At 48.5% G+C, this 21,183-nt stretch carries 6 protein-coding genes; 5 read left to right on the plus strand and 1 reads right to left on the minus strand.

Annotation, left to right across the window (positions count from 1 at the left end; translation table 11 throughout):
- Window positions 1-57: 57 nt before the first annotated feature.
- Window positions 58-5,460 (plus strand): Ig-like domain-containing protein, encoded by a 5,403-nt coding sequence (locus tag MJ595_RS10955; RefSeq protein WP_263322329.1) that lies wholly within the window; start codon window positions 58-60, stop codon window positions 5,458-5,460.
- A 42-nt stretch (window positions 5,461-5,502) separates the two neighbouring features.
- Window positions 5,503-14,802 carry an Ig-like domain-containing protein gene (locus tag MJ595_RS10960; protein WP_263322496.1) on the plus strand — a complete coding sequence of 3,100 codons (9,300 nt, stop codon included), beginning with the start codon at window positions 5,503-5,505 and terminating at the stop codon, window positions 14,800-14,802.
- On the opposite strand, the gene MJ595_RS10965 is transcribed toward MJ595_RS10960, so the two are convergent.
- Window positions 14,768-16,243: a hypothetical protein gene (locus MJ595_RS10965; protein WP_263079044.1), complete on the minus strand. Its 1,476-nt coding sequence runs from the start codon at window positions 16,241-16,243 to the stop codon at window positions 14,768-14,770. The genes MJ595_RS10960 and MJ595_RS10965 overlap by 35 nt on opposite strands.
- A gap of 89 nt (window positions 16,244-16,332) precedes the next feature.
- Here MJ595_RS10965 and MJ595_RS10970 point away from each other — a divergent pair, with 89 nt between their 5' ends.
- The 3 genes from MJ595_RS10970 (at window position 16,333) to MJ595_RS10980 (ending at window position 21,174) form a co-directional block, all read left to right on the plus strand.
- Window positions 16,333-18,093, plus strand: coding sequence for a type I secretion C-terminal target domain-containing protein (locus MJ595_RS10970; RefSeq protein WP_263322331.1), 1,761 nt, complete (start codon window positions 16,333-16,335; stop codon window positions 18,091-18,093).
- Window positions 18,094-18,388: 295 nt separating this feature from the next.
- Window positions 18,389-19,567, plus strand: a complete 1,179-nt coding sequence (locus MJ595_RS10975) for an isovaleryl-CoA dehydrogenase (RefSeq protein WP_263322332.1) — start codon at window positions 18,389-18,391, stop codon at window positions 19,565-19,567.
- A 2-nt stretch (window positions 19,568-19,569) separates the two neighbouring features.
- On the plus strand, window positions 19,570-21,174 hold the full coding sequence (locus tag MJ595_RS10980) for a methylcrotonoyl-CoA carboxylase (RefSeq protein ID WP_263322333.1): 1,605 nt from the start codon (window positions 19,570-19,572) through the stop codon (window positions 21,172-21,174).
- Window positions 21,175-21,183 lie beyond the last annotated feature (9 nt).

Raw genomic sequence — 21,183 nt, forward strand, 5'->3', positions numbered from 1 at the left:
GGTTACTCTACATGGGCGTCAGCTCATACCCCTTGGTTTTTCTAGCTTTCCTGATTTTTGTCCCGTACACAGGTTTTTGCCATTGATGAAAATGTGCTAGCAGATGGTTCCCTGATACCTGGAGTAGTCACAGGAAGTGATACGGACAGTGATCAGCTATTGGCGTATTCAATTATTTCAGGAAATGAAGGTAGCCGGTTTGCCATTGATAGTAATACGGGTGAAATTTCAGTTATAGACTCTTTAGATTATGAAGCCCAGGATAGCTATAACCTGATAATTCAGGCAACAGATAGTGGTGTTCAACCTCTAAGTGATACCGCCACTATTACTATCGATATTAACGACCTTAATGAAGCACCGGTAGTGACTGTGCCAGGCTCGACCTCCTATACAGAGGGTGATGGTGCAGTAACGGTACTTGGGTCGTTAATTTTGAGCGACCCTGAAGGAACCCTGGAAAGTGCAACTATTCAGCTCAATGGGAGTCGTGGGCAAAATCATTTGATAGAAGATCAGCTGGCATTTCAGGATCAAAATGGAATTACCGGTAGTTATGATGCAGCGAATGGTGTGCTTAATCTAAGTGGTACTGCCACGGTCGCACACTACCAGGCAGCTCTACGCAGTATTACCTATACCAATTTGTCAGATGTCCCTGCCACTGATGAGAGGGATTTATCTGTAATTGTTAATGATGGTTTTATAGAAAGCAATACAGCTAGTACCACTCTGAGTGTGTATGCAGTTAATGACGGTCCTGTTATTACAGGTGCAGGGAACTTAATTGATAAAACCATGGATACAGCTAACCAGGAGGGGTTAGCCCAGCATATTCAGATTGTAAAAACAGGGGGGCATGCTTTTTCAGTTGGCGAAAAAATTGAACTCACTTTTATCAATAGTGAAGATAGTAGTGAAAGTTATACCGTTGCCTATACCATCAATGATACTGCCTCACACCGCATCGCAGCAGGTCTGACTAACTCCATTCTTAATAACCCCGGTATTGGAAACTATGTCAGTGTTGTGTCGGAAGGCGGCAACGTTATTAGCTCTCAATACAGAAATGTGATTGGTTTTGATGATCCTAATCAGCCACCCTTTAACTTGAGCACGGTGATTAAGGATGCCAGCGATCAAGTGATTTCAACTGACACGGTTATGATGCAAAACACATCCGGTGTATATGGGGAAAACTATAACGGTATAGGTTCAGCAGGAACAGCACAGATAGAAACCTTGATTGTTCCCGCTGGGTTGCAGGTAGGTCAAACTGTCAAACTATTTATTAATGATCTGGAAGTCAGTCATACAGTTGCTTTAGGAGAAAGTGTTGCGGATATCCGTGATGCCCTATTAGGTCAGTTTTCTGATTTTGATATAAGTCGTGTGGTAACGGTAGAAGTTAATGGTCTTGATAAGATTTCTCTAAGAGCCTTAGAACCGGGTGAACCCTTTGATGCTTATGGTTTAATTACCTCTGCTAATGATCTATTCAACTTGGCTGTAGATGAAAATACTGCTTTGGGTACAGTGGTTGGTACAGTTGGAGCCAATGATCGAGATGGTGATAGTGATACCCTGACCTATGCCCTTATAGAGGATGCAGATGGACGCTTTGCTATAGATAGCAATACTGGCGAGATTACGGTTACTGGATCCCTTGATCATGAAGATATTGACAGCCATACCGTTATAGCTTCAGTCACAGATAGTCATGGGGCTTTATCCCAGCAGCAAGTGACAATTGAGGTGGGTGATGTCAATGATATACCGGTAGCGAGTGCGGATACGCAAACCACTCAGGAGAAGGAAAGCCTGACCCTGGATGTACTGGCTAATGACACGGATGAGGATCACAACGATAACACTGCTAACTTCAGTCTGGACAGTGTGCAGATCGTTGACGGGAATGGAAGTCCAGTTAATGGCCAAGGCTCGGTCAGTATCGTCAATAACCAATTGCAGTTTGTACCGGGCAGTGACTTTGATCGTCTGGCCACCGGTGAAACGGCGACGGTTACCGTACGTTATATAATGTCCGATAACGAGGGGGCAACCTCCGAGTCTACGGCCACTATTACGGTGACCGGCACCAATGATGAACCGGTCGCTCATGTGGATACGGAAACCACTCAAGAGAATGACAGTCTGATTCTGGATGTGCTGGCTAACGACACAGATGTGGATCATAACGATAACGCTGCCAATTTCAGCCTGGACAGTGTGCAGATCGTTGATGTTGATGGCAACCCGGTTAGTGGGCAGGGTACGGTCAGTGTCGTCAATAACCAATTGCAGTTTGTGCCGGGCAGTGACTTTGACAGTCTAGCCAATGGTGAAACGGTGACGGTTACGGTGCGTTATGTAATGTCTGATGACGAGAGGGCGACGTCAGCATCCACAGCCACCCTCATCGTCACCGGTACCAATGATGATCCAATCGCCCGTGCGGATACGGAAACCACTCAAGAGAATGACAGCCTGACCCTGGATGTGCTGGCGAATGACACGGATGCGGATCACAACGATAACTCAACCAACTTCAGCTTGGACAGTGTGCAGATTGTGGATGGCGATGGCAATCCGGTCAGTAGCCAGGGCACGGCCAGCATCGTAAATAACCAATTGCAGTTTGTACCGGGTAGTGATTTTGACAGCTTGGCCACGGGTGAATCGGCGACGGTCATCGTACGTTATATAATGTCCGATAACGAGGGGGCCACCTCAGAGTCTACGGCCACTATTACGGTCACCGGCACCAATGATGCACCGGTGGCCAGCGCAGATACCCAAACCATCCACGAGAATGAAACCCTGACCCTGGATGTACTGGCGAATGACACGGATGAGGATCACAGCGATACCACCGCCAACTTCAGCCTAGACAGTGTGCAGATCGTTGATGGCGATGGTAATCCAGTCAGCGGCCAGGGCACGGTCAGTATCGTTAATAACCAATTACAGTTTGTGCCGGGCAGTGACTTTGACAGCCTGGCCAAGGGTGAAACGGCGACGGTCACGGTGCGTTATGTAATGTCTGATAACGAGGGGGCGACCTCCGAGTCTATAGCCACCATCACGGTCACCGGTACCAATGATACACCGGTGGCCAGCGCAGATACCCAAACCATCCACGAGAATGAAACCCTGACCCTGGATGTACTGGCGAATGATACGGATGAGGATCACAGCGATACCACCGCCAATTTCAGCCTAGACAGTGTGCAGATCGTTGATGGCGATGGTAATCCAGTCAGCGGCCAGGGCACGGTCAGTATCGTTAATAACCAATTACAGTTTGTGCCGGGCAGTGACTTTGACGGCCTGGCTACGGGTGAAACGGCGACGGTCACCGTACGTTATGTAATGTCCGATAACGAGGGAGCAACGTCAGAATCAACCGCTACCATCACAGTCACCGGAACCAATGATGCACCGGTGGCCAGTGCGGATACACAAACCATCCATGAGAATGAAACCCTGACCCTGAATGTACTGGCTAATGACACAGATAAGGATCACAACGATAGCGCTGCCAACTTCAGCCTGGACAGTGTGCAGATCGTTGATAGTGATGGCAATTCTGTCAGCGGCCAGGGTACGGTCAGTGTCGTCAATAACCAGTTGCAGTTTGTTCTGGGTAGTGACTTTGACAACCTGGCTAATGGTGAAAGTACGACGGTGAGTGTGCGTTATGTAATGTCTGATAACGAAGGGGTGACCTCAGAGTCAACAGCCACCATCACAGTAACCGGCAGCAATGATGCGCCCGTTGCTACTGATAGCACGCTTACCTTAGTTGAGGATAACAGTTACGCCTTTTCTATCGCAGATTTCGGTTTCAGTGATGTTGATGGTGACAGCCTCGACTCTGTCACTATAACGCAGGCACCAACCGCCGGTGAACTTAAACTGAATGGAGTCGTTGTTAGTGACGGGCAGGTTATTGACTTCAGTGATATCGGATCACTGGTCTTTACACCGGCTGCTGATGCCAGTGGAGATGATTATGCAGACATTCAATTCACTGTTAATGATGGATTGACTAGCAGTGCTACACAGGTGCTCACCTTTGATGTCAGTGCTGTAGATGACGCCCCCATAGTGGTGGACAGTACTCTGACACTTGATGAAGACAGTCCGCACAGTTTTGCAGCAGCGGATTTTGGTTTCACCGATGTGGATGCTGGCGACAGTCTGGCGTCTGTAACAATCATTCGTCTGCCTGATGCAGGTAGTCTGACGTTTAATGGCGAGCTAGTCACTGTAAATCAAGTGATTGCTGCGGCGGATTTAGGCAATCTGGTATTTACAGCGGTTGAACATGCCCACGGCAATGATTATGCCAATTTAGTTTACAAGGTGACCGATAGCAGTGGCCTTGAGAGTGGGCTTGGTAGGCTGGATATTGATGTTAATGCGGTCAATGATGCACCGGAAATTGGCAGCTTGGCTTACACACTACAAGAAGATGGCTCTTTATTACTTACTGCTGCCGACCTGTTGGCTACCAGTCATGATGTGGATAACCGGAAGCAGGAGCAGGCAGGTAGTGCCCTGACCAGTCGTTCACATAATGATACCGCCAGGGGTTATTCCTTTGTTCAGCTTGATCCGATCAGTCTGGAAGGCGCAGTGGAGTCCTGGAGTTTCTATTCAAGCAGGGGGGAGGGTAAGCAAGTCACACCATTGCTGATTGAAGAAGTGGGTGGGGAGTATTTTATCCGGGGAGTTGGTACCACAAGGGTCAATACCGCAGAGGGTATTCAAAGCCATGACTTTGATTTGGTATCTGGTACCAAAGAGGTGGGTAGCGGCAATTTTTATATTGGCTGGAAAGATGGCAGTACAACGTCTGGTAATACCGGCGTAGTTGAAGCGGATATGGGCTCAGAACTCACCTCCTCTTCTGTACGCTGGTTTTCAACAACAAGTAGCTCCACTATAAGCGCTGATATGAATCTGGGTGGAGGGAGTTTCGGGTATCGGGACTATTCGATCCAGTTTACGATTTCCGCAGTGGAGCCGGTGGATGAGCTAAGTATTGAGTCAGTTAGTTACAGTGGTAGTGATGGGGTGCTGATAGATAATGGCGACGGGACTTGGCGTTTCACACCAAATGAACACTTTAACGGTGATGTGGATCTGCAAGTCACTGTCACCGACGGGGCGCTTTCGGATACCGCTGCAGCAACACTGACAGTTACACCAGTAAATGATGCACCAGAAGTGTCGGACCAGAGCTTCAGCGTTAATGAAAATGTATTGACAGATGGCTCTGTCATAGTTGGGCAGGTAGAGGCTTCAGACGTCGATATAGACCAGGATAAAAGTTATGCCATTGTGGGTGGCAATGGTGATGGTAAATTTGCCATTGATAGCACCACGGGTGAGATTACGGTAGTCGGTGGGTTGGATTATGAGGCAGTGGATAGCTATAACCTGACTGTGTAGGTCACCGATAATGGCAATCCGGCGCTAAGCGATACGGCAACCATCACTATTGGGATTAATGACCTGAATGATGCTCCAGTGGCCACTGCTGATACCGAAACAGGCCATGAGAACCAGATACTAACCCTTGACGTTCTGGCTAACGATACCGATGAGGATCATAACGATAACACGGCTAATTTAAGCCTGGATAATGTGCAGATTGTTGATGGCGATGGAAATCCGGTCAGTGGACAAGGCACGGTCAGTATCGTCAATAACCAATTACAGTTTGTGCCGGGTAGTGATTTTGACAGTCTGTCTACGGGCGAAAGTACGACGGTGACTGTGCGTTATGTGGTGTCTGATAATGAGGGAGCGACCTCCGAGTCCACAGCCTCTATTACACTCACCGGCACCAATGATGATCCGGTAGCCCATGCGGATACGCAAACCATTCAAGAAAATGAAACCCTCACCCTGGATGTGCTGGCTAATGACACGGACGTAGATCATAACGATAGTTCTGCCAACTTTAGTCTGGACAGTGTGCAGATTGTTGATGGTGATGGAAACCCAGTCAGCGGCCAGGGCACGGTCAGTATCGTTAATAACCAATTACAGTTTGTGCCAGGTAATGATTTTGACAGCTTGGTCAATGGTGAAACGGCAACTGTTACTGTACGTTATGTAATGTCCGATAACGATGGAGCCACATCAGAGTCTACGGCCACTCTCACGGTAACTGGTAGCAACGATGCCCCATTAGTCGCGAACCAAAGCTTTAATGTAAATGAAAATGTGGATACGGATGGTTCGTTCGTTGTGGGTACAGTCGCAGCCAGTGATGTGGATGCTGGTCAGAGCAAAGCCTATACCATTACCGCAGGTAATGATGATAGTAAGTTCGCGATTGATAGCACCACGGGTGAAATCACAGTGGTGGGTGGACTCGATCATGAGGTTGCGGATAGTTATAACCTGACCGTACAGGTCGCTGATGATGGCAGTCCTTCGTTAAGCGATACGGCCACCATCACCATTGGTGTTAATGACCTGAACGAAGCACCGGTAGATATTGCTTTGGCAGCGGATGCGGGAGTAAAGCCTGCAACACCTGAAGTTCAGGCGAGCTGGGAGTTTGATAATAATTACAACAGTGAAAGCGGTGAAAACAGTTTTTCTGGATCTTCTCCAGCATTCATAGCAGGACCCAATAGTCGTTTTAGCAATGCAATCACTTTTGATGGTTCTGCCAGTGATTTTAAAGTGCCTCTGGATGTGTCTGAAACAGCTTATACCGTTTCGTTCTGGTTTAAAGCAGATAATGCTGGTGGGTTGTTGCAAATCCAGAGTAGTGCCCATACTTCTCATGACCGCAATATTTTCCTGAATGCTAATGGCACAATCTCTTCGCGGCTCTGGAGTGAGGAAACGGTTACCAGTACACCAGGAGAAGACTATAACGATGGTCAGTGGCACCATGTGGCCCATACCTTTGGTGGTTCTGTGGGTGGGCAGGTGCTGTATGTGGATGGTAGCGAGGTGGCCAGTGGTTCTAAAGTATCTTCTAATTTCACAAGTCAGAGCCACTTAAGGCTTGGCTATTCAACATCTGGTAATACTTATTTAGACGGTGCTATTGCTGGCCTACAAGTCTTTGATGAAGCTGTTACAGGTAGCCAGATTCCAGATTTGATGGCTGGTGTTGCAGGTGCAGATGCCATTATTAATGAAAGCAGCACAACGGCAGTGTCAATTGGTGCTCTGACAGTATCAGATCAGGATAATACCGCTGAGGCCTTTGGCCAGCATACTTATACAGTTTCTGATAGTCGTTTTGAAGTAGCGGCAGGAGAGTTAAGGCTAAAAGCAGGACAGGCACTTGATTATGAAACAGAGCCAACAATATCTGTCAATGTTACAGCTACAGATGAAAATGGTAGTGGCTTTTCTTTCAGTAAAAATTTTACCATTCAAGTGCGGGATAATAATGATGTACCGATCGCCAGTGCAGATACCCAAACCATCCACGAGAATGAAACCCTGACCCTGGATGTACTGGCGAATGACACGGATGAGGATCACAGCGATACCACCGCTAACTTCAGTCTAGACAGTGTGCAGATCGTTGATGGCGATGGTAATCCAGTCAGCGGCCAGGGCACGGTCAGTATCGTTAATAACCAATTACAGTTTGTGCCGGGCAGTGACTTTGACAGCCTGGCCACGGGTGAAACAGCGACGGTTACCGTACGTTATGTAATGTCCGATAATGAGGGAGCAACGTCAGAATCAACGGCTACCATCACGGTCACCGGCACCAATGATGCACCGGTGGCCAGCGCAGATATCCAAACCATCCACGAGAATGAAACCTTGACCCTGGATGTACTGGCCAATGACATGGATGAGGATCATAACGACAGTACAGCCAATTTCAGCCTGGACAGTGTGCAGATTGTTGATGGGGATGGTAATCCAGTCAACGGCCAGGGCACGGTCAGTATCATCAATAACCAATTGCAGTTTGTGCCGGGCAGTGACTTTGACAGCCTGGCCACCGGTGAAACGGAAACGGTCACGGTGCGTTATATAATGTCTGATGACGAGGGGGCGACGTCAGAATCCACAGCCACCCTCACCGCTACCGGTACCAATGATGCACCGGTCGCTAGTGTGGATACCCAAACCATCCATGAGAATGAAACCCTGACCCTGGATGTACTGGCTAATGATACGGATGGAGATCACAACGATAACACCGCCAACTTCAGCCTGGACAGTGTGCAGATCGTTGATGGCGATGGCAATCCGGTCAGTGGCCAGGGCACGGTGAGTATCGTCAATAACCAGTTACAGTTTGTGCCGGGCAGCGACTTTGACAGCCTGGCCACGGGTGAAACGGCGACGGTTACGGTGCGTTATATAATGTCTGATGACGAGGGGGCGACGTCAGAATCCACAGCCACCTTCACCGTCACCGGCACCAATGATGATCCAATCGCCCGTGCGGATACGGAAGCCACTCAAGAGAATGAAACCCTCACCCTGGATGTACTGGCGAATGACACGGATGAGGATCACAGCGATACCACCGCCAACTTCAGCCTAGACAGTGTGCAGATTGTTGATGGCGATGGCAATCCGGTCAGTGGCCAGGGCGCGGTGAGTATCGTTAATAACCAATTGCAGTTTGTGCCGGGCAGTGACTTTGACAGTCTGGCCACCGGTGAAACGGCGACGGTCATCGTACGTTATGTAATGTCCGATAACGAGGGATCCACCTCCGAGTCCACGGCCACCATCACTGTGACCGGCACCAATGATGCCCCGGTAGCCAGTGCAGATACCCAAACCATCCACGAGAATGAAACCCTGACCCTGAATGTACTGGCTAATGACACAGATAAGGATCACAACGATAGCGCTGCCAACTTCAGCCTGGACAGTGTGCAGATCGTTGATAGTGATGGCAATTCTGTCAGCGGCCAGGGTACGGTCAGTGTCGTCAATAACCAATTGCAGTTTGTGCCGGGCAGTGACTTTGACAGTCTGGCCACCGGTGAAACGGCGACGGTCATCGTACGTTATGTAATGTCCGATAACGAGGGAGCCACCTCCGAGTCCACGGCCACCATCACTGTGACCGGCACCAATGATGCCCCGGTAGCCAGTGCAGATACCCAAACCATCCACGAGAATGAAACCCTGACCCTGGATGTACTGGCGAATGACACGGATGAGGATCACAGCGATACCACCGCTAACTTCAGCCTAGACAGTGTGCAGATCGTTGATGGCGATGGTAATCCAGTCAGCGGCCAGGGTACGGTCAGTGTCGTCAATAACCAATTGCAGTTTGTGCCGGGCAGTGACTTTGACAGCCTGGCCACCGGTGAAACGGCGACGGTCATCGTACGTTATGTAATGTCCGATAACGAGGGAGCCACCTCCGAGTCCACGGCCACCATCACTGTGACCGGCACCAATGATGCCCCGGTAGCCAGTGCAGATACCCAAACCATCCACGAGAATGAAACCCTGACCCTGGATGTACTGGCGAATGACACGGATGAGGATCACAGCGATACCACCGCTAACTTCAGCCTAGACAGTGTGCAGATCGTTGATGGCGATGGTAATCCAGTCAGCGGCCAGGGTACGGTCAGCATTGTCAATAACCAGTTACAGTTTGTGCCGGGTAGTGACTTTGACAGTCTGGCCACGGGTGAAACGGCGACGGTCACCGTACGTTATGTAATGTCCGATAATGAGGGAGCAACGTCAGAATCAACCGCTACCATCACAGTCACCGGCACCAATGATGCACCGGTGGCCAGTGCGGATACCCAAACCATCCATGAGAATGAAACCCTCACCCTGGATGTGCTGGCTAATGACACGGATGCGGATCATAACGATAACACCGCCAACTTTAGCCTGGATAGTGTGCAGATCGTTGATGGGGATGGGAATCCGGTCAGTGGTCAGGGTACGGTCAGCATCGTCAATAACCAATTACAGTTTGTACCGGGCAGTGACTTTGACAGCCTGGCTACGGGTGAAACGGCGACGGTCATCGTACGTTATGTAATGTCCGATAATGAGGGAGCAACGTCAGAATCAACGGCTACCATCACAGTCACCGGCACCAATGATGCACCGGTCGCCAGGGCAGATACCCAAACCATCCATGAGAATGAAACCCTGACTCTGGATGTACTGGAAAATGATACGGATGAGGATCATAACGATAACACCGCCAACTTTAGCCTGGATAGTGTGCAGATCGTTGATGGGGATGGGAATCCGGTCAGTGGTCAGGGTACGGTCAGCATCGTCAATAATCAGTTACAGTTTGTGCCGGGCAGTGACTTTGACAGCCTGGCCACGGGTGAAACAGCGACGGTTACCGTACGTTATGTAATGTCCGATAATGAGGGAGCAACGTCAGAATCAACGGCTACCATCACGGTCACCGGCACCAATGATGCACCGGTGGCCAGTGCGGATACCCAAACCATCCACGAGAATGAAACCCTGACCCTGGATGTACTGGCGAATGACACGGATGAGGATCATAACGATAACACCGCCAACTTCAGCCTGGAGAGTGTGCAGATCGTTGATGGCGATGGCAATCCGGTCAGTGGCCAGGGCACGGTGAGTATCGTCAATAACCAGTTACAGTTTGTGCCGGGCAGTGACTTTGACAGCCTGGCCACCGGTGAAACGGTGATGGTCACCGTACGTTATGCAATGTCCGATAACGAGGGAGCCACCTCAGAGTCTACGGCCACCATTACGGTGACTGGTACCAATGATGCACCGATGGCCAGCAATAACTCGTTTACTCTAGAGGAAGATAATAGTTATACCTTCTCTGTCACTGATTTTGGGTTTAGTGATGTGGATGGCGATAGTCTCCATTCTGTCACTATTAGTCAGATTCCTGCTACTGGTGAACTCAAGCTGAATGGGCTAGTGGTGAGTGATGGGCAGGAGGTTGCGGCTGCTGATATTAGCTCTCTGGTATTTACACCAGTGGTCAACGCCCATGGTGATGATTATGCCGATATACAGTTTACAGTCAGTGACGGAACGATCAATAGTGCAATACAGACGCTGACATTTGATGTGTCCTCAGTCAATGACGGTCCCATAGCACTGGCAGATGGCAACATAACAAATCCGACCATCCCGATCCTGACATCCAATACTGATCAGGGTTTTGTAGTTAGTGCCAGTGGAGAAGTTAATAATTATTATGAGGCTTATAAAGCATTTGATGGAGTTGATGCCAGCAGTGCAAATAATACGAACTCCTGGGCTGTTGCAGGGAACTCTGGCTGGTTACAGGTGTATACCGGTGAACCCATTACGATTTGGCGCTATGACCTAAAGGCCATCGGTCGTGACCAGGGGCGTGAGCCTAGAGATTGGCAGTTACTAGGCAGTAATGATGGTGTGAACTTTGAAGTTATTGATAGCCACAACAGTGTTACTGACTGGTCACTGCGAGAGGTCAAGGACTTCGAGCTGGATGAGCCCGCCACCTTCCGTTATTTCAAGCTTGATATCAGCTCTAATAATGGAGATGGCTATACCGGTATTGATGGTTTTCAGTTGTTTCAGGTGGCAACGGCGGATGAGGGCGATAGCCTGGCGTTGGATGTACTTGCCAATGATATAGATGTTGATATCGATGATGGCCCAGCAAACTTCTCACTGGATAGCGCAGAAATTGTGGATGCTGATGGCAACGCCGTAACAGGTCAGGGTACGGTTAGCATCGTTAACAATCAGCTCCAGTTCGATTCTGGCAGTGATTTTGATTACCTTGGTGCTGGTGATAATGCGACTGTCCAGATCCGCTATACAATGAGTGATAATGAAGGTGCATCGTCGTCTGTTGAAACAACGATTGCTGTTAATGGTACGAATGATGTGCCGGTGGCCAGCGTTGATGTGGCTACTAGTCATGAGAATCAGAATCTGACCGTGAATGTGCTGGCCAACGACACCGATATGGATCATAACGATAGCTCTGCCAATTTTAGTCTGGACAGTGTGCAGATCGTTGATGGCGATGGCAATCCTGTCAGCGGCCAGGGTACGGTCAGTGTCGTCAATAACCAGTTGCAGTTTGTGCCGGGCAGTGACTTTGACAGCCTGGACACGGGTGAATCGGCGACGGTCATCGTACGTTATGTAATGTCCGATAACGAGGGGGCGACCTCCGAGTCTACGGCCACCATCACGGTCACCGGCACCAATGATACACCGGTGGCCAGCGCAGATACCCAAACCATCCACGAGAATGAAACCCTGACCCTGGATGTACTAGCCAATGATACTGATTTAGATCATAACGACGGTTCGGCTAATTTCACTCTGGACAGTGTGCAGGTTGTCGACGGCGATGGTAATCCGGCAACAGGTCAAGGCTCGGTGAGAATCGTCAACAACCAGCTGCAGTTTGTGCCGGGCAGTGATTTTGACAGTCTGGGCACGGGTGAAACGGCAACCGTCACTGTACGTTATGTCATGTCGGACAACGAAGGGGCAACATCAGAATCCACGGTCACCCTCACTGTGACCGGCACCAATGATGCGCCAGAAATAGGTACCATGGCTTACACACTGGAAGAAGATGGTTCTCTATTGCTTACTGCAGCCGACCTGCTGGCTACCAGTCATGATGTGGATAACCTGGAGCAAGAGCAGGTAGGTAGTGCCCTGATCAGTCGTGCAAATACTGATTCTGCTAGCGGTTACTCCTTTGTCCAGCTTGATCCGATCAGTATGGAAGGCATAGTGGAGTCCTGGAGTTTCTATTCAAGTAGTGGGGCTGGTAAGCAAGTCACACCATTGCTGATTGAAGAAGTGGGTGGGGAATATTTTATCCGGGGAATTGGTGCTACAAGAGTCAATACTGCAGAGGGTATTCAAAGCCATGACTTTGATTTGGTATCTGGTACCACAGAGGTGGGTAGTGGCAATTTTTATATTGGTTGGAAAGATGGTAGTACAACGTCCAATAATTCCGGTGTAATTGAAGGGGATATAGCTTCAGGAACCACTTCCTCTTTTGTACGCTGGTTTTCAACAAATGGATCCACTATAAGCTCTGATATGAATCTGGGTGGAGGGAGTTTCGGGTATCGGGACTATTCGATCCAGTTTACGATTTCCTCAGTGGAGCCGGTGGATGAGCTAAGTATTGAGTCAGTTAGTTACAGTGGCAGCGATGGGATGCTGATAGATAATGGCGACGGGACTTGGCGTTTTACACCAAATGAACACTTTAACGGTGATGTGGATCTGCAAATCACTGTTACCGATGGGAGTCTTTCGAATACCGCTGCAGCAACGCTGAGCGTTACGCCAGTTAATGATGCCCCAGATGTTTCCGGTCCAGTTAATGTGACGACACCGGAAGCAGTGAGCACGGTGGTGGTGACAGAGGCATTACTGCTTTCCAATACCGGTGATGTGGATGGCGATACACTCAGTGTTCAGGATGTGAGTATTAATGGCATTACGGCTCATCGGCATGACTTTCAGAGCAGCCTGGCGGCAGGCAGTGGCGGAGGAGTCACTATCAACGGGGATACGCTGACGCTAGCAGGGGGGGCGGCAGGTGTAGAAAATGTGGTACTGATTGATACTACTGGTGGAGGAACCAAAGGCAGTGATTTACATCTGGATTTCACTGTAACGCCAACCAGTCAACAAGGTACTCGCAATAACTTTATTGTCTTTGACTATGTGGATGCCAATAATTATAAGGCTATAGGGAGTTTCGATGGTGATGAGACGTCAAGGTGGGTTATTGATCAATATATCAATGGCTCTGCTACATCATTGGCTTCATATGATAGTACGGATAATTCCAGCCTTGATACAAGTCGCCACTATGAAATAGATATTACCAATAACCGGATCAGTTTGACTGTGGATGGTGTTGAGAAAGTTGCGCATCAGTTCAGCGAAAATGTTAGTGATGGTGATTTAGGTGTAATGAACACGGGAACTGCCGTCACTGAATACACACTTAATGGGGCAGACTGGGATATTTACCCAGATAATGAACATGCGGTTTATGACAACAATGATGGTACCTGGACTATTCGTACCGGGGATGATCTCAGTGGCGATCTGACGCTGAATTATAATGTCAGCGATGGTATTGAATTGACTGCAGCGACAGCAGTGGTTCCTATTACACGGCCAGAGCATACCATTGATCTTTCTTCTGACAGTAATATTACTAATGATGTTCTACCTCAGGAAACAACTGCCAGTGGAGATAGCCTTACGGTGACGTCTGTTGAGGGGCAGGCTGTATCAATATCAGGAAACACCACTATAACCGGTGAATATGGTTCTCTGATTATGGCTGCAGACGGGAGCTGGACTTATACACCTGATGCGGCATTCAATAATATTGATCTTGATAGTAACCTGATGGCTCGCTGGACCTTTGATGAAGGAACCGGTTCTACGGTTGCAGACAGCTCAAATGGTGGCAGCGTATCTGATGATGGGACTTTGGATGGTGCCACCTTTGTCGAGGGTGTTAGCGGCAGTGCCCTGTCCTTTGATGGAATAGATGACAAAGTTACCATTGTTAGTTCTGCTGATATTAATACTTATTCGGGCACCTCTGCAGAAGATAACATCGTGTCTAGTGATCTGACTGAGAGAACCATTAACCTTTCCTTTAAAATCGATCCATCCAATGACCTCAGTAGTACCCAGGTTCTCTATGAAGAGGGGGGGGCAATAAATGGTTTGGGTGAAAGTCTCATATTGACCACAACTAAACACTGCCACCTTTCTCTGGGAATGGTATGACATTGCTTGTAGCAGCCTTGGTGACTTTCCCGCAATAAGTTGCAGCAAATAACTTCCAGCCATTTTCAAACCAGTGGCTCTGAACTAATGACCGAAGCGTCAATACGCCCTGACCACCCGGATTTCGCCAGCGCATACCTGAGCACTTCATCCGCTGGGTAACCAAGGTTTTACAGGCTGCCTCTACCACACCAGAGCCGATCGGAAGGTTATTCGACAAGTGTTCAGCATAGCGCATACGCTGGCGATTTTTTCTGAAATACTCCAGCTCGGTCTTTAATTTTGAGCGGCGCGGATGCTTTTTATGCTGATAAGCCAGGGCTTTAATAATGCGCTCAACCCCATCGAGTTCCTCTTTTAGGACGTGTCGGTAAGTGACAAACTTTTCTTTGGACTTGATGCTGTTTTCTCCATAAGCCTGGTCAAATGCTTTCTTCAGGTGATCGGCTGCGTGGTAGTAATCAATAACCTCAACACCCGCTGGTAGTTCCTGGGAAAGGTATGACCAGTTGTCCTTGGCGCCATCAGCGACTTTGACCAGTGACAGCTGTGGCTTTTGTCGCAACGCTTCTTGCAATAGTGCTGACAAAGACTGCTTGAGTGTGAGTTTTTTAGTTTCTGGCATTCGTCCTATGCGGACTGTTGATAAACGCTCCCCCTGTTGATCGTAAAACGACAAAGTTCCGCAACTGGCCTCCTTGCAACCTGTTGGCCCTTGAGTCCGTTTGCCTTCAGAAGCGCTCCTGGCTCGCTTTTCTACTCGTTTGCCATCTTTCATGGGCAGCATAACGCCATCCAGGGAGGCGGCTACTGTGACCGCATTGGTGGGCACGTTAAGTTTCTCAATAAGCATCTCTTCAAAAGGCTCACGGTGCTGTTCCCACTGAGTATTAAATTGCCTGGGGAAACGAGCAAGACTGCTTTCTGAGGGAGACATACCTCCCATGAGATCAAGGAGGCTTTTTGCTTCACCGGGAGACATTTGAGCAACAACCCAGGCAGCTTGCTTTGCAGCCCGAGGCGTCCAGAAGCCTTCCACGATCCCGGCTTTCAACTCCATGGGCACGATACACGGCTCTTTGCCGTTACGGTAAAGTGTTCGCATAACCCGGACTGAACCAACCGCTGTCTGGTAGGTTTTATAACTGCGCAACACCTGCTTATAAGTGATCCCGCTGACCTCAATAGCTGGGGTATCAATATCAAGCTCAGCCAGCGCCTCTGCTAAAAAATCTTGCTGAGCTTGATTAAAGAGAGCATTAACGGTCTGCTCAAACTCTTCAAAGTGCCTGATAGGATTGCCAGACTCTCGCAGAGCCTGCAATTGGTGGCCTAACCGTTGAATCGCATCACAAGAAATGGTGGCGGCTTCAGTCCGTAGCTGACATACTTCCATGGGGCGGCCTCTCACTGGCAAGGTGTTGTGTGCTATCAACATCATACCTGTGATTGGCTGCCTTCTGTTTAAGCATTGAAAAAATAGCTGCCTACTACTTTCCCCGGTTGGCAAGCTGAAGAAGCTCGGTCAATTTGAGACTTTCACCCAATGGTTTTAATGTTTATATTAGTGATGGTAGCTTGTATGTGGGAGCCTGGAGTGAGGCAAATAGCTGGGATGGTACCTTCATAGAGACAAGCCTTGATAATCTGGATGCAGGCTGGCACAGCGTCACAATGGTGTTGGATGCGTCTGGTACTACCGCCAGTGAAAGAACGGTGACAGGGTACCTGGACGGTGTGGATTTTGGTTCACAATCCAGTGCGGTGCCGGTAAGTGCACATTCCGGTGCGATTGCTTTTGGTGGCGTCAACGGCGAGACGAAGATACATACCGGTGATTCTGTTTCAACTACCAACTATTATTTTCAGGGCGAGGTTGATGAAGCCAGCCTTTATAACCGGGCACTTTCCAATGCGGAAGTTAAGGTGCTAAGCAACTATGACAATACGCTGACCGAAATATTCAACTATACCGTTAACAATGGAATTCATGAGACCACTGCATCCCTGACCGTGGACGTAGCGTCCCCGGATACAGTGGATACCGGTGCTGCTAACGTGTCCAGGGGCTCAGTTTGGACCGAAATCAGTGGTTCTCATCTGGGCTTTGACGGTGAGACATCGGATTGGATCAATAATAACACCCTTGAAGTTTCAAGTAGTGTGAGTACTTATGGGCTGGATGGTCTAAATAACGGTAATTTTGTTGAACTTGATGGTCCTACAGGTGGCTCTGCTGATCAGCTCAGCCTTCCTGTTGATACAAGCTCAGAACAGTCATTCATTGTTGAGTTTTCATTGGCTCAGCGAATTGGTGGGACTTCAACACCGGAAAGCAGTGCCATTGATATTATTTGGGGTGGAGAGGTCATTTCCCGCGTAACACCACAGGGAGGCGACTGGAACCGTTACCGGATTGCGTTACCAGCAAAGGACGGTGTTGTCAGCACCGATCTGATTTTACGGGAGGTCATCAATGATGGGCTAGGCTCCATGCTGGATGATATCCGGGTTTATGAAATGGATAGCGCCTTGGGTGAGCCGATTACCGTGAGCCTGGCTGCCAGTATGAACACCATGGGGGAAACGCTAACCTATGAAATAAGTGATGTACCGGTTGGAGGTTCTATCAGTGCAGCTGTCGGAGATACCGGGGCAACTGTGGTGCAGGACAGTGCTGATCCGACTATCTGGCGTATTACCAGTTCATCGGATTTATCGGGCTTTGTCTTTACACCCGCAGGCGATGATGCAGGTATGGAGCGCTTGCGCATTGAAGCTTACTCCACAGATTCGGAAGATGGCCGTAACCAGGTGGTCAGTCAGGATGTCAGTATCATGATCAGCCCCGAGGGTACTGTGAATATCACGGATAGTGGTAGTGGCCCAACATTATTGGGGGATACAGAGGACAACCTTCTGCTGGCGACTTCAGGAAACGATATTCTTACCGGTGGCAGCGGTGCTGATATGTTCACCTGGAGAAATGATGTCAAGGGCACATCAGCCAGTGCTGGTAATGACACTATTTCAGATTTCAATATCAGCGAAGGCGATGTACTGGATATCCGCGATTTGCTGGTGGATGAAGAAAATAATGACCTGACCCAGTATCTGTCATTTGATCAAACAGATGCGTCTAACCCGATTCTGGAAATTCGGGATACGGCAGATGGAGACATTACCCAGAAAGTGACTCTGCAAGGGGTTGATTTGTCATCACTGGGTAGCACGGATGCGGAAATCATTAATAGCCTGCTAAATAATGGTAATTTGAATACGGACCAGTGATAGCACCAGTAATTCCTGCCGTTAATCATTACAGATCCGGTGTTTTTTCTTCTGACTGATCCCCGTGTCACTCAAGCATTTCAGCATTTCTTAGCTCTGTAACGCCTGTCTCCAGGGGAATGATCTTCTCTTTTTTGTGATAAGCAGATCAAGTGTATATGCGGAATCGGCACCTGTTTTTTTGATTATGATATAGTCAATAAATAAAAAAGAACTGAAAAACAGGCTCAAAAGGGTGTACGGATCGATAAGAAAAAGCATAGATTAGTAATAAAATTATTGGGAGATAACCATAATGACAGTCCCATACTCCTACCTGTCACTTAACTTTCATTTAGGTGAAACCATTGACCTGCTGAGACAGCAGGTGACTCAATTTGCAGCCTCAGAAATCGCCCCGCTTGCCAAACAAACTGATCAAATCAATGAATTTCCTTCCCTGCTCTGGAAAAAACTCGGCAATATGGGATTGCTTGGTGTTACCGTTGAAGAAGACTACGGCGGTTCCGGAATGGGGTATCTGGCTCATGTGGTTGCCATGGAGGAAATCAGTCGTGCTTCTGCATCCATTGGCTTGAGCTATGGCGCACACTCGAACCTATGCGTTAACCAGATTCGTCGCAATGGCACAGAAGAGCAGAAGCGAAAATATCTTCCTGGCCTGATAAGTGGTGAAACCGTTGGCGCTTTGGCTATGAGTGAGTCCGAAGCCGGTTCTGATGTGGTTAGTATGAAGCTAAAGGCTGTCAAGAAGAGAGATCGCTATGTGCTTAATGGTAATAAGATGTGGATTACCAATGGCCCTGATGCCGGAACCTATATTATTTATGCGAAAACTGATCCGGATAAAGGGGCTCATGGTATTACCGCATTTATTGTAGAGCGCGATTTCCCAGGGTTCAGCCAGGCACAAAAACTCGACAAGCTGGGTATGCGTGGTTCCAATACCTGTGAGTTGGTATTTCAAAACTGCGAAGTGCCAGAAGAAAATATTCTGGGCCAACTAAACGATGGAGTTCGTGTATTAATGAGCGGCCTGGACTATGAACGGGTAGTTTTGGCGGGTGGTTCCAGCGGTATTATGCAAGCGTGCCTGGATGCTGTGATTCCCTATATTCATGACCGACAACAGTTTGGCAAGAGTATTGGTGAGTTTCAGCTAATTCAGGGCAAGGTTGCTGACATGTATACCACTTTAAATGCCTGCCGCTCCTATCTCTATGCCGTGGCAGCTGCCTGTGACCGAGGGGAAACAACACGGAAGGATGCAGCGGGCGCCATTCTTTATTGCTCGGAGCGGGCCACCCGGATGGCCCTTGATGCCATCCAGATCCTGGGTGGCAATGGCTATATCAATGAATACCCAACAGGGCGTTTACTGCGAGATGCCAAGCTCTATGAAATTGGCGCAGGCACTTCAGAAATTCGACGGATGTTAATAGGACGGGAACTTTTTCAGGAAACCAGGAGTTAATTATGGCTATTCTGGAGTCGCGAATAGCAATGGATAGTCCTGAATTTCAGGCTAACCGTCAGAATATGCAGCAACTGTTAGACAGTTTAGGTAGCTGTTTTGACAAATTAAAACTAGGTGGAGGTAAAAGGGCGCGGGAACGGCATATAGCTAAGGGAAAACTATTACCCAGAGACCGTATTGCTGCATTACTGGATCCCGGCTCACCTTTTCTTGAGATAGGATGTTATGCGGCAGAGGGTGTTTATGATGAAGCTATCCCTTGTGCAGGTGTTGTGGCAGGAATTGGCAAAGTATCTGGCATAGACTGCATGATCGTGGCTAATGATGCCACGGTAAAAGGGGGAACCTATTACCCATTAACCGTTAAAAAACATCTCCGGGCTCAGGCGATTGCTGAACAGAATCATTTGCCTTGTATTTATATGGTGGATTCTGGAGGAGCCAACCTTCCAAATCAAAGTGAAGTGTTTCCCGATCGGGATCATTTTGGCCGGATCTTTTTTAATCAGGCTAACATGTCAGCTAAAGGGATTTCCCAGATTGCAGCAGTTATGGGGTCTTGCACAGCAGGTGGTGCTTACGTGCCTGCTATGGCAGATGAAAGTATTATTGTTAAACAGAAAGGTACGATATTTTTAGCAGGGCCACCTTTAGTGAAGGCTGCTACAGGAGAGGAAGTAACGGCAGAGGCTTTGGGTGGAGCGGATGTTCATTGCCGGGAATCCGGGGTTGCTGATCATTATGCTGAAAACGACGCACATGCCATTGAGTTAATTCGTCAGATAGTTGCCAGACTTAATATAACTAATAAATCACCGGCAGCCAGAAAGCCTACTAACCCTCTTTATAGTCCTGAAGAACTTTACGGAATTATCCCAGCCGATTTAAAGCAATCCTATGATGTCAGGGAGGTTATCGCCCGTATTGTGGATGGCTCAGAGTTTGATGAGTTTAAATCACTCTATGGTGAAACCCTGGTATGTGGCTTTGCCCGGCTATTTGGCCATACGGTGGGTATTCTGGGTAATAATGGAGTGCTTTTTTCAGAGTCTGCCATTAAGGCAACCCACTTTATTGAACTGTGTTGTCAGCGCCGTATTCCTCTGATTTTCCTGCAGAATATAACGGGCTTTATGGTAGGTTCAAAATATGAAGCGGAAGGGATTTCCAGGCATGGTGCCAAGATGGTTCATGCAGTGGCCTGTGCCAGAGTACCGAAACTGACAGTAATCATCGGGGGGAGTTTCGGTGCGGGTAATTATGGGATGTGTGGTCGTGCCTATGATCCCCGCTTTCTCTGGAGCTGGCCCAATAGCCGTATTTCAGTGATGGGGGCAGAGCAGGCGGCCGATGTTTTGGTTCAGGTGAAAAAAAGTGCCCTGGAGAAAAAAGGGGGGCAGATGACCGCTGATGAAGAAAGAGAATTAAAACAGCCGGTGCTGGACGCTTATACCCATCAAGGTAGTGCGCTTTATGCCAGTGCCAGGCTTTGGGATGATGGCATTATTGATCCGGCTGAAACACGGAATGTCTTAGGGTTAAGCCTTTCGGCAGCCCTGAATGCACCTGTAGAAGAAAGCCGGTTTGGAGTTTTTAGAATGTAAAAGGATAAA

It is taken from the genome of Endozoicomonas sp. Mp262 (genome assembly GCF_025643335.1).
Taxonomy (GTDB): Bacteria; Pseudomonadota; Gammaproteobacteria; order Pseudomonadales; family Endozoicomonadaceae; genus Endonucleibacter.

Excerpts from the sequence above, each read along its gene's own strand:
- MJ595_RS10965 (WP_263079044.1), bottom strand. The coding sequence starts at position 16,243 with ATGATGTTGATAGCACACAACACCTTGCCAGTGAGAGGCCGCCCCATG.
- MJ595_RS10975 (WP_263322332.1), top strand. The coding sequence starts at position 18,389 with ATGACAGTCCCATACTCCTACCTGTCACTTAACTTTCATTTAGGTGAA.
- MJ595_RS10980 (WP_263322333.1), top strand. The coding sequence starts at position 19,570 with ATGGCTATTCTGGAGTCGCGAATAGCAATGGATAGTCCTGAATTTCAG.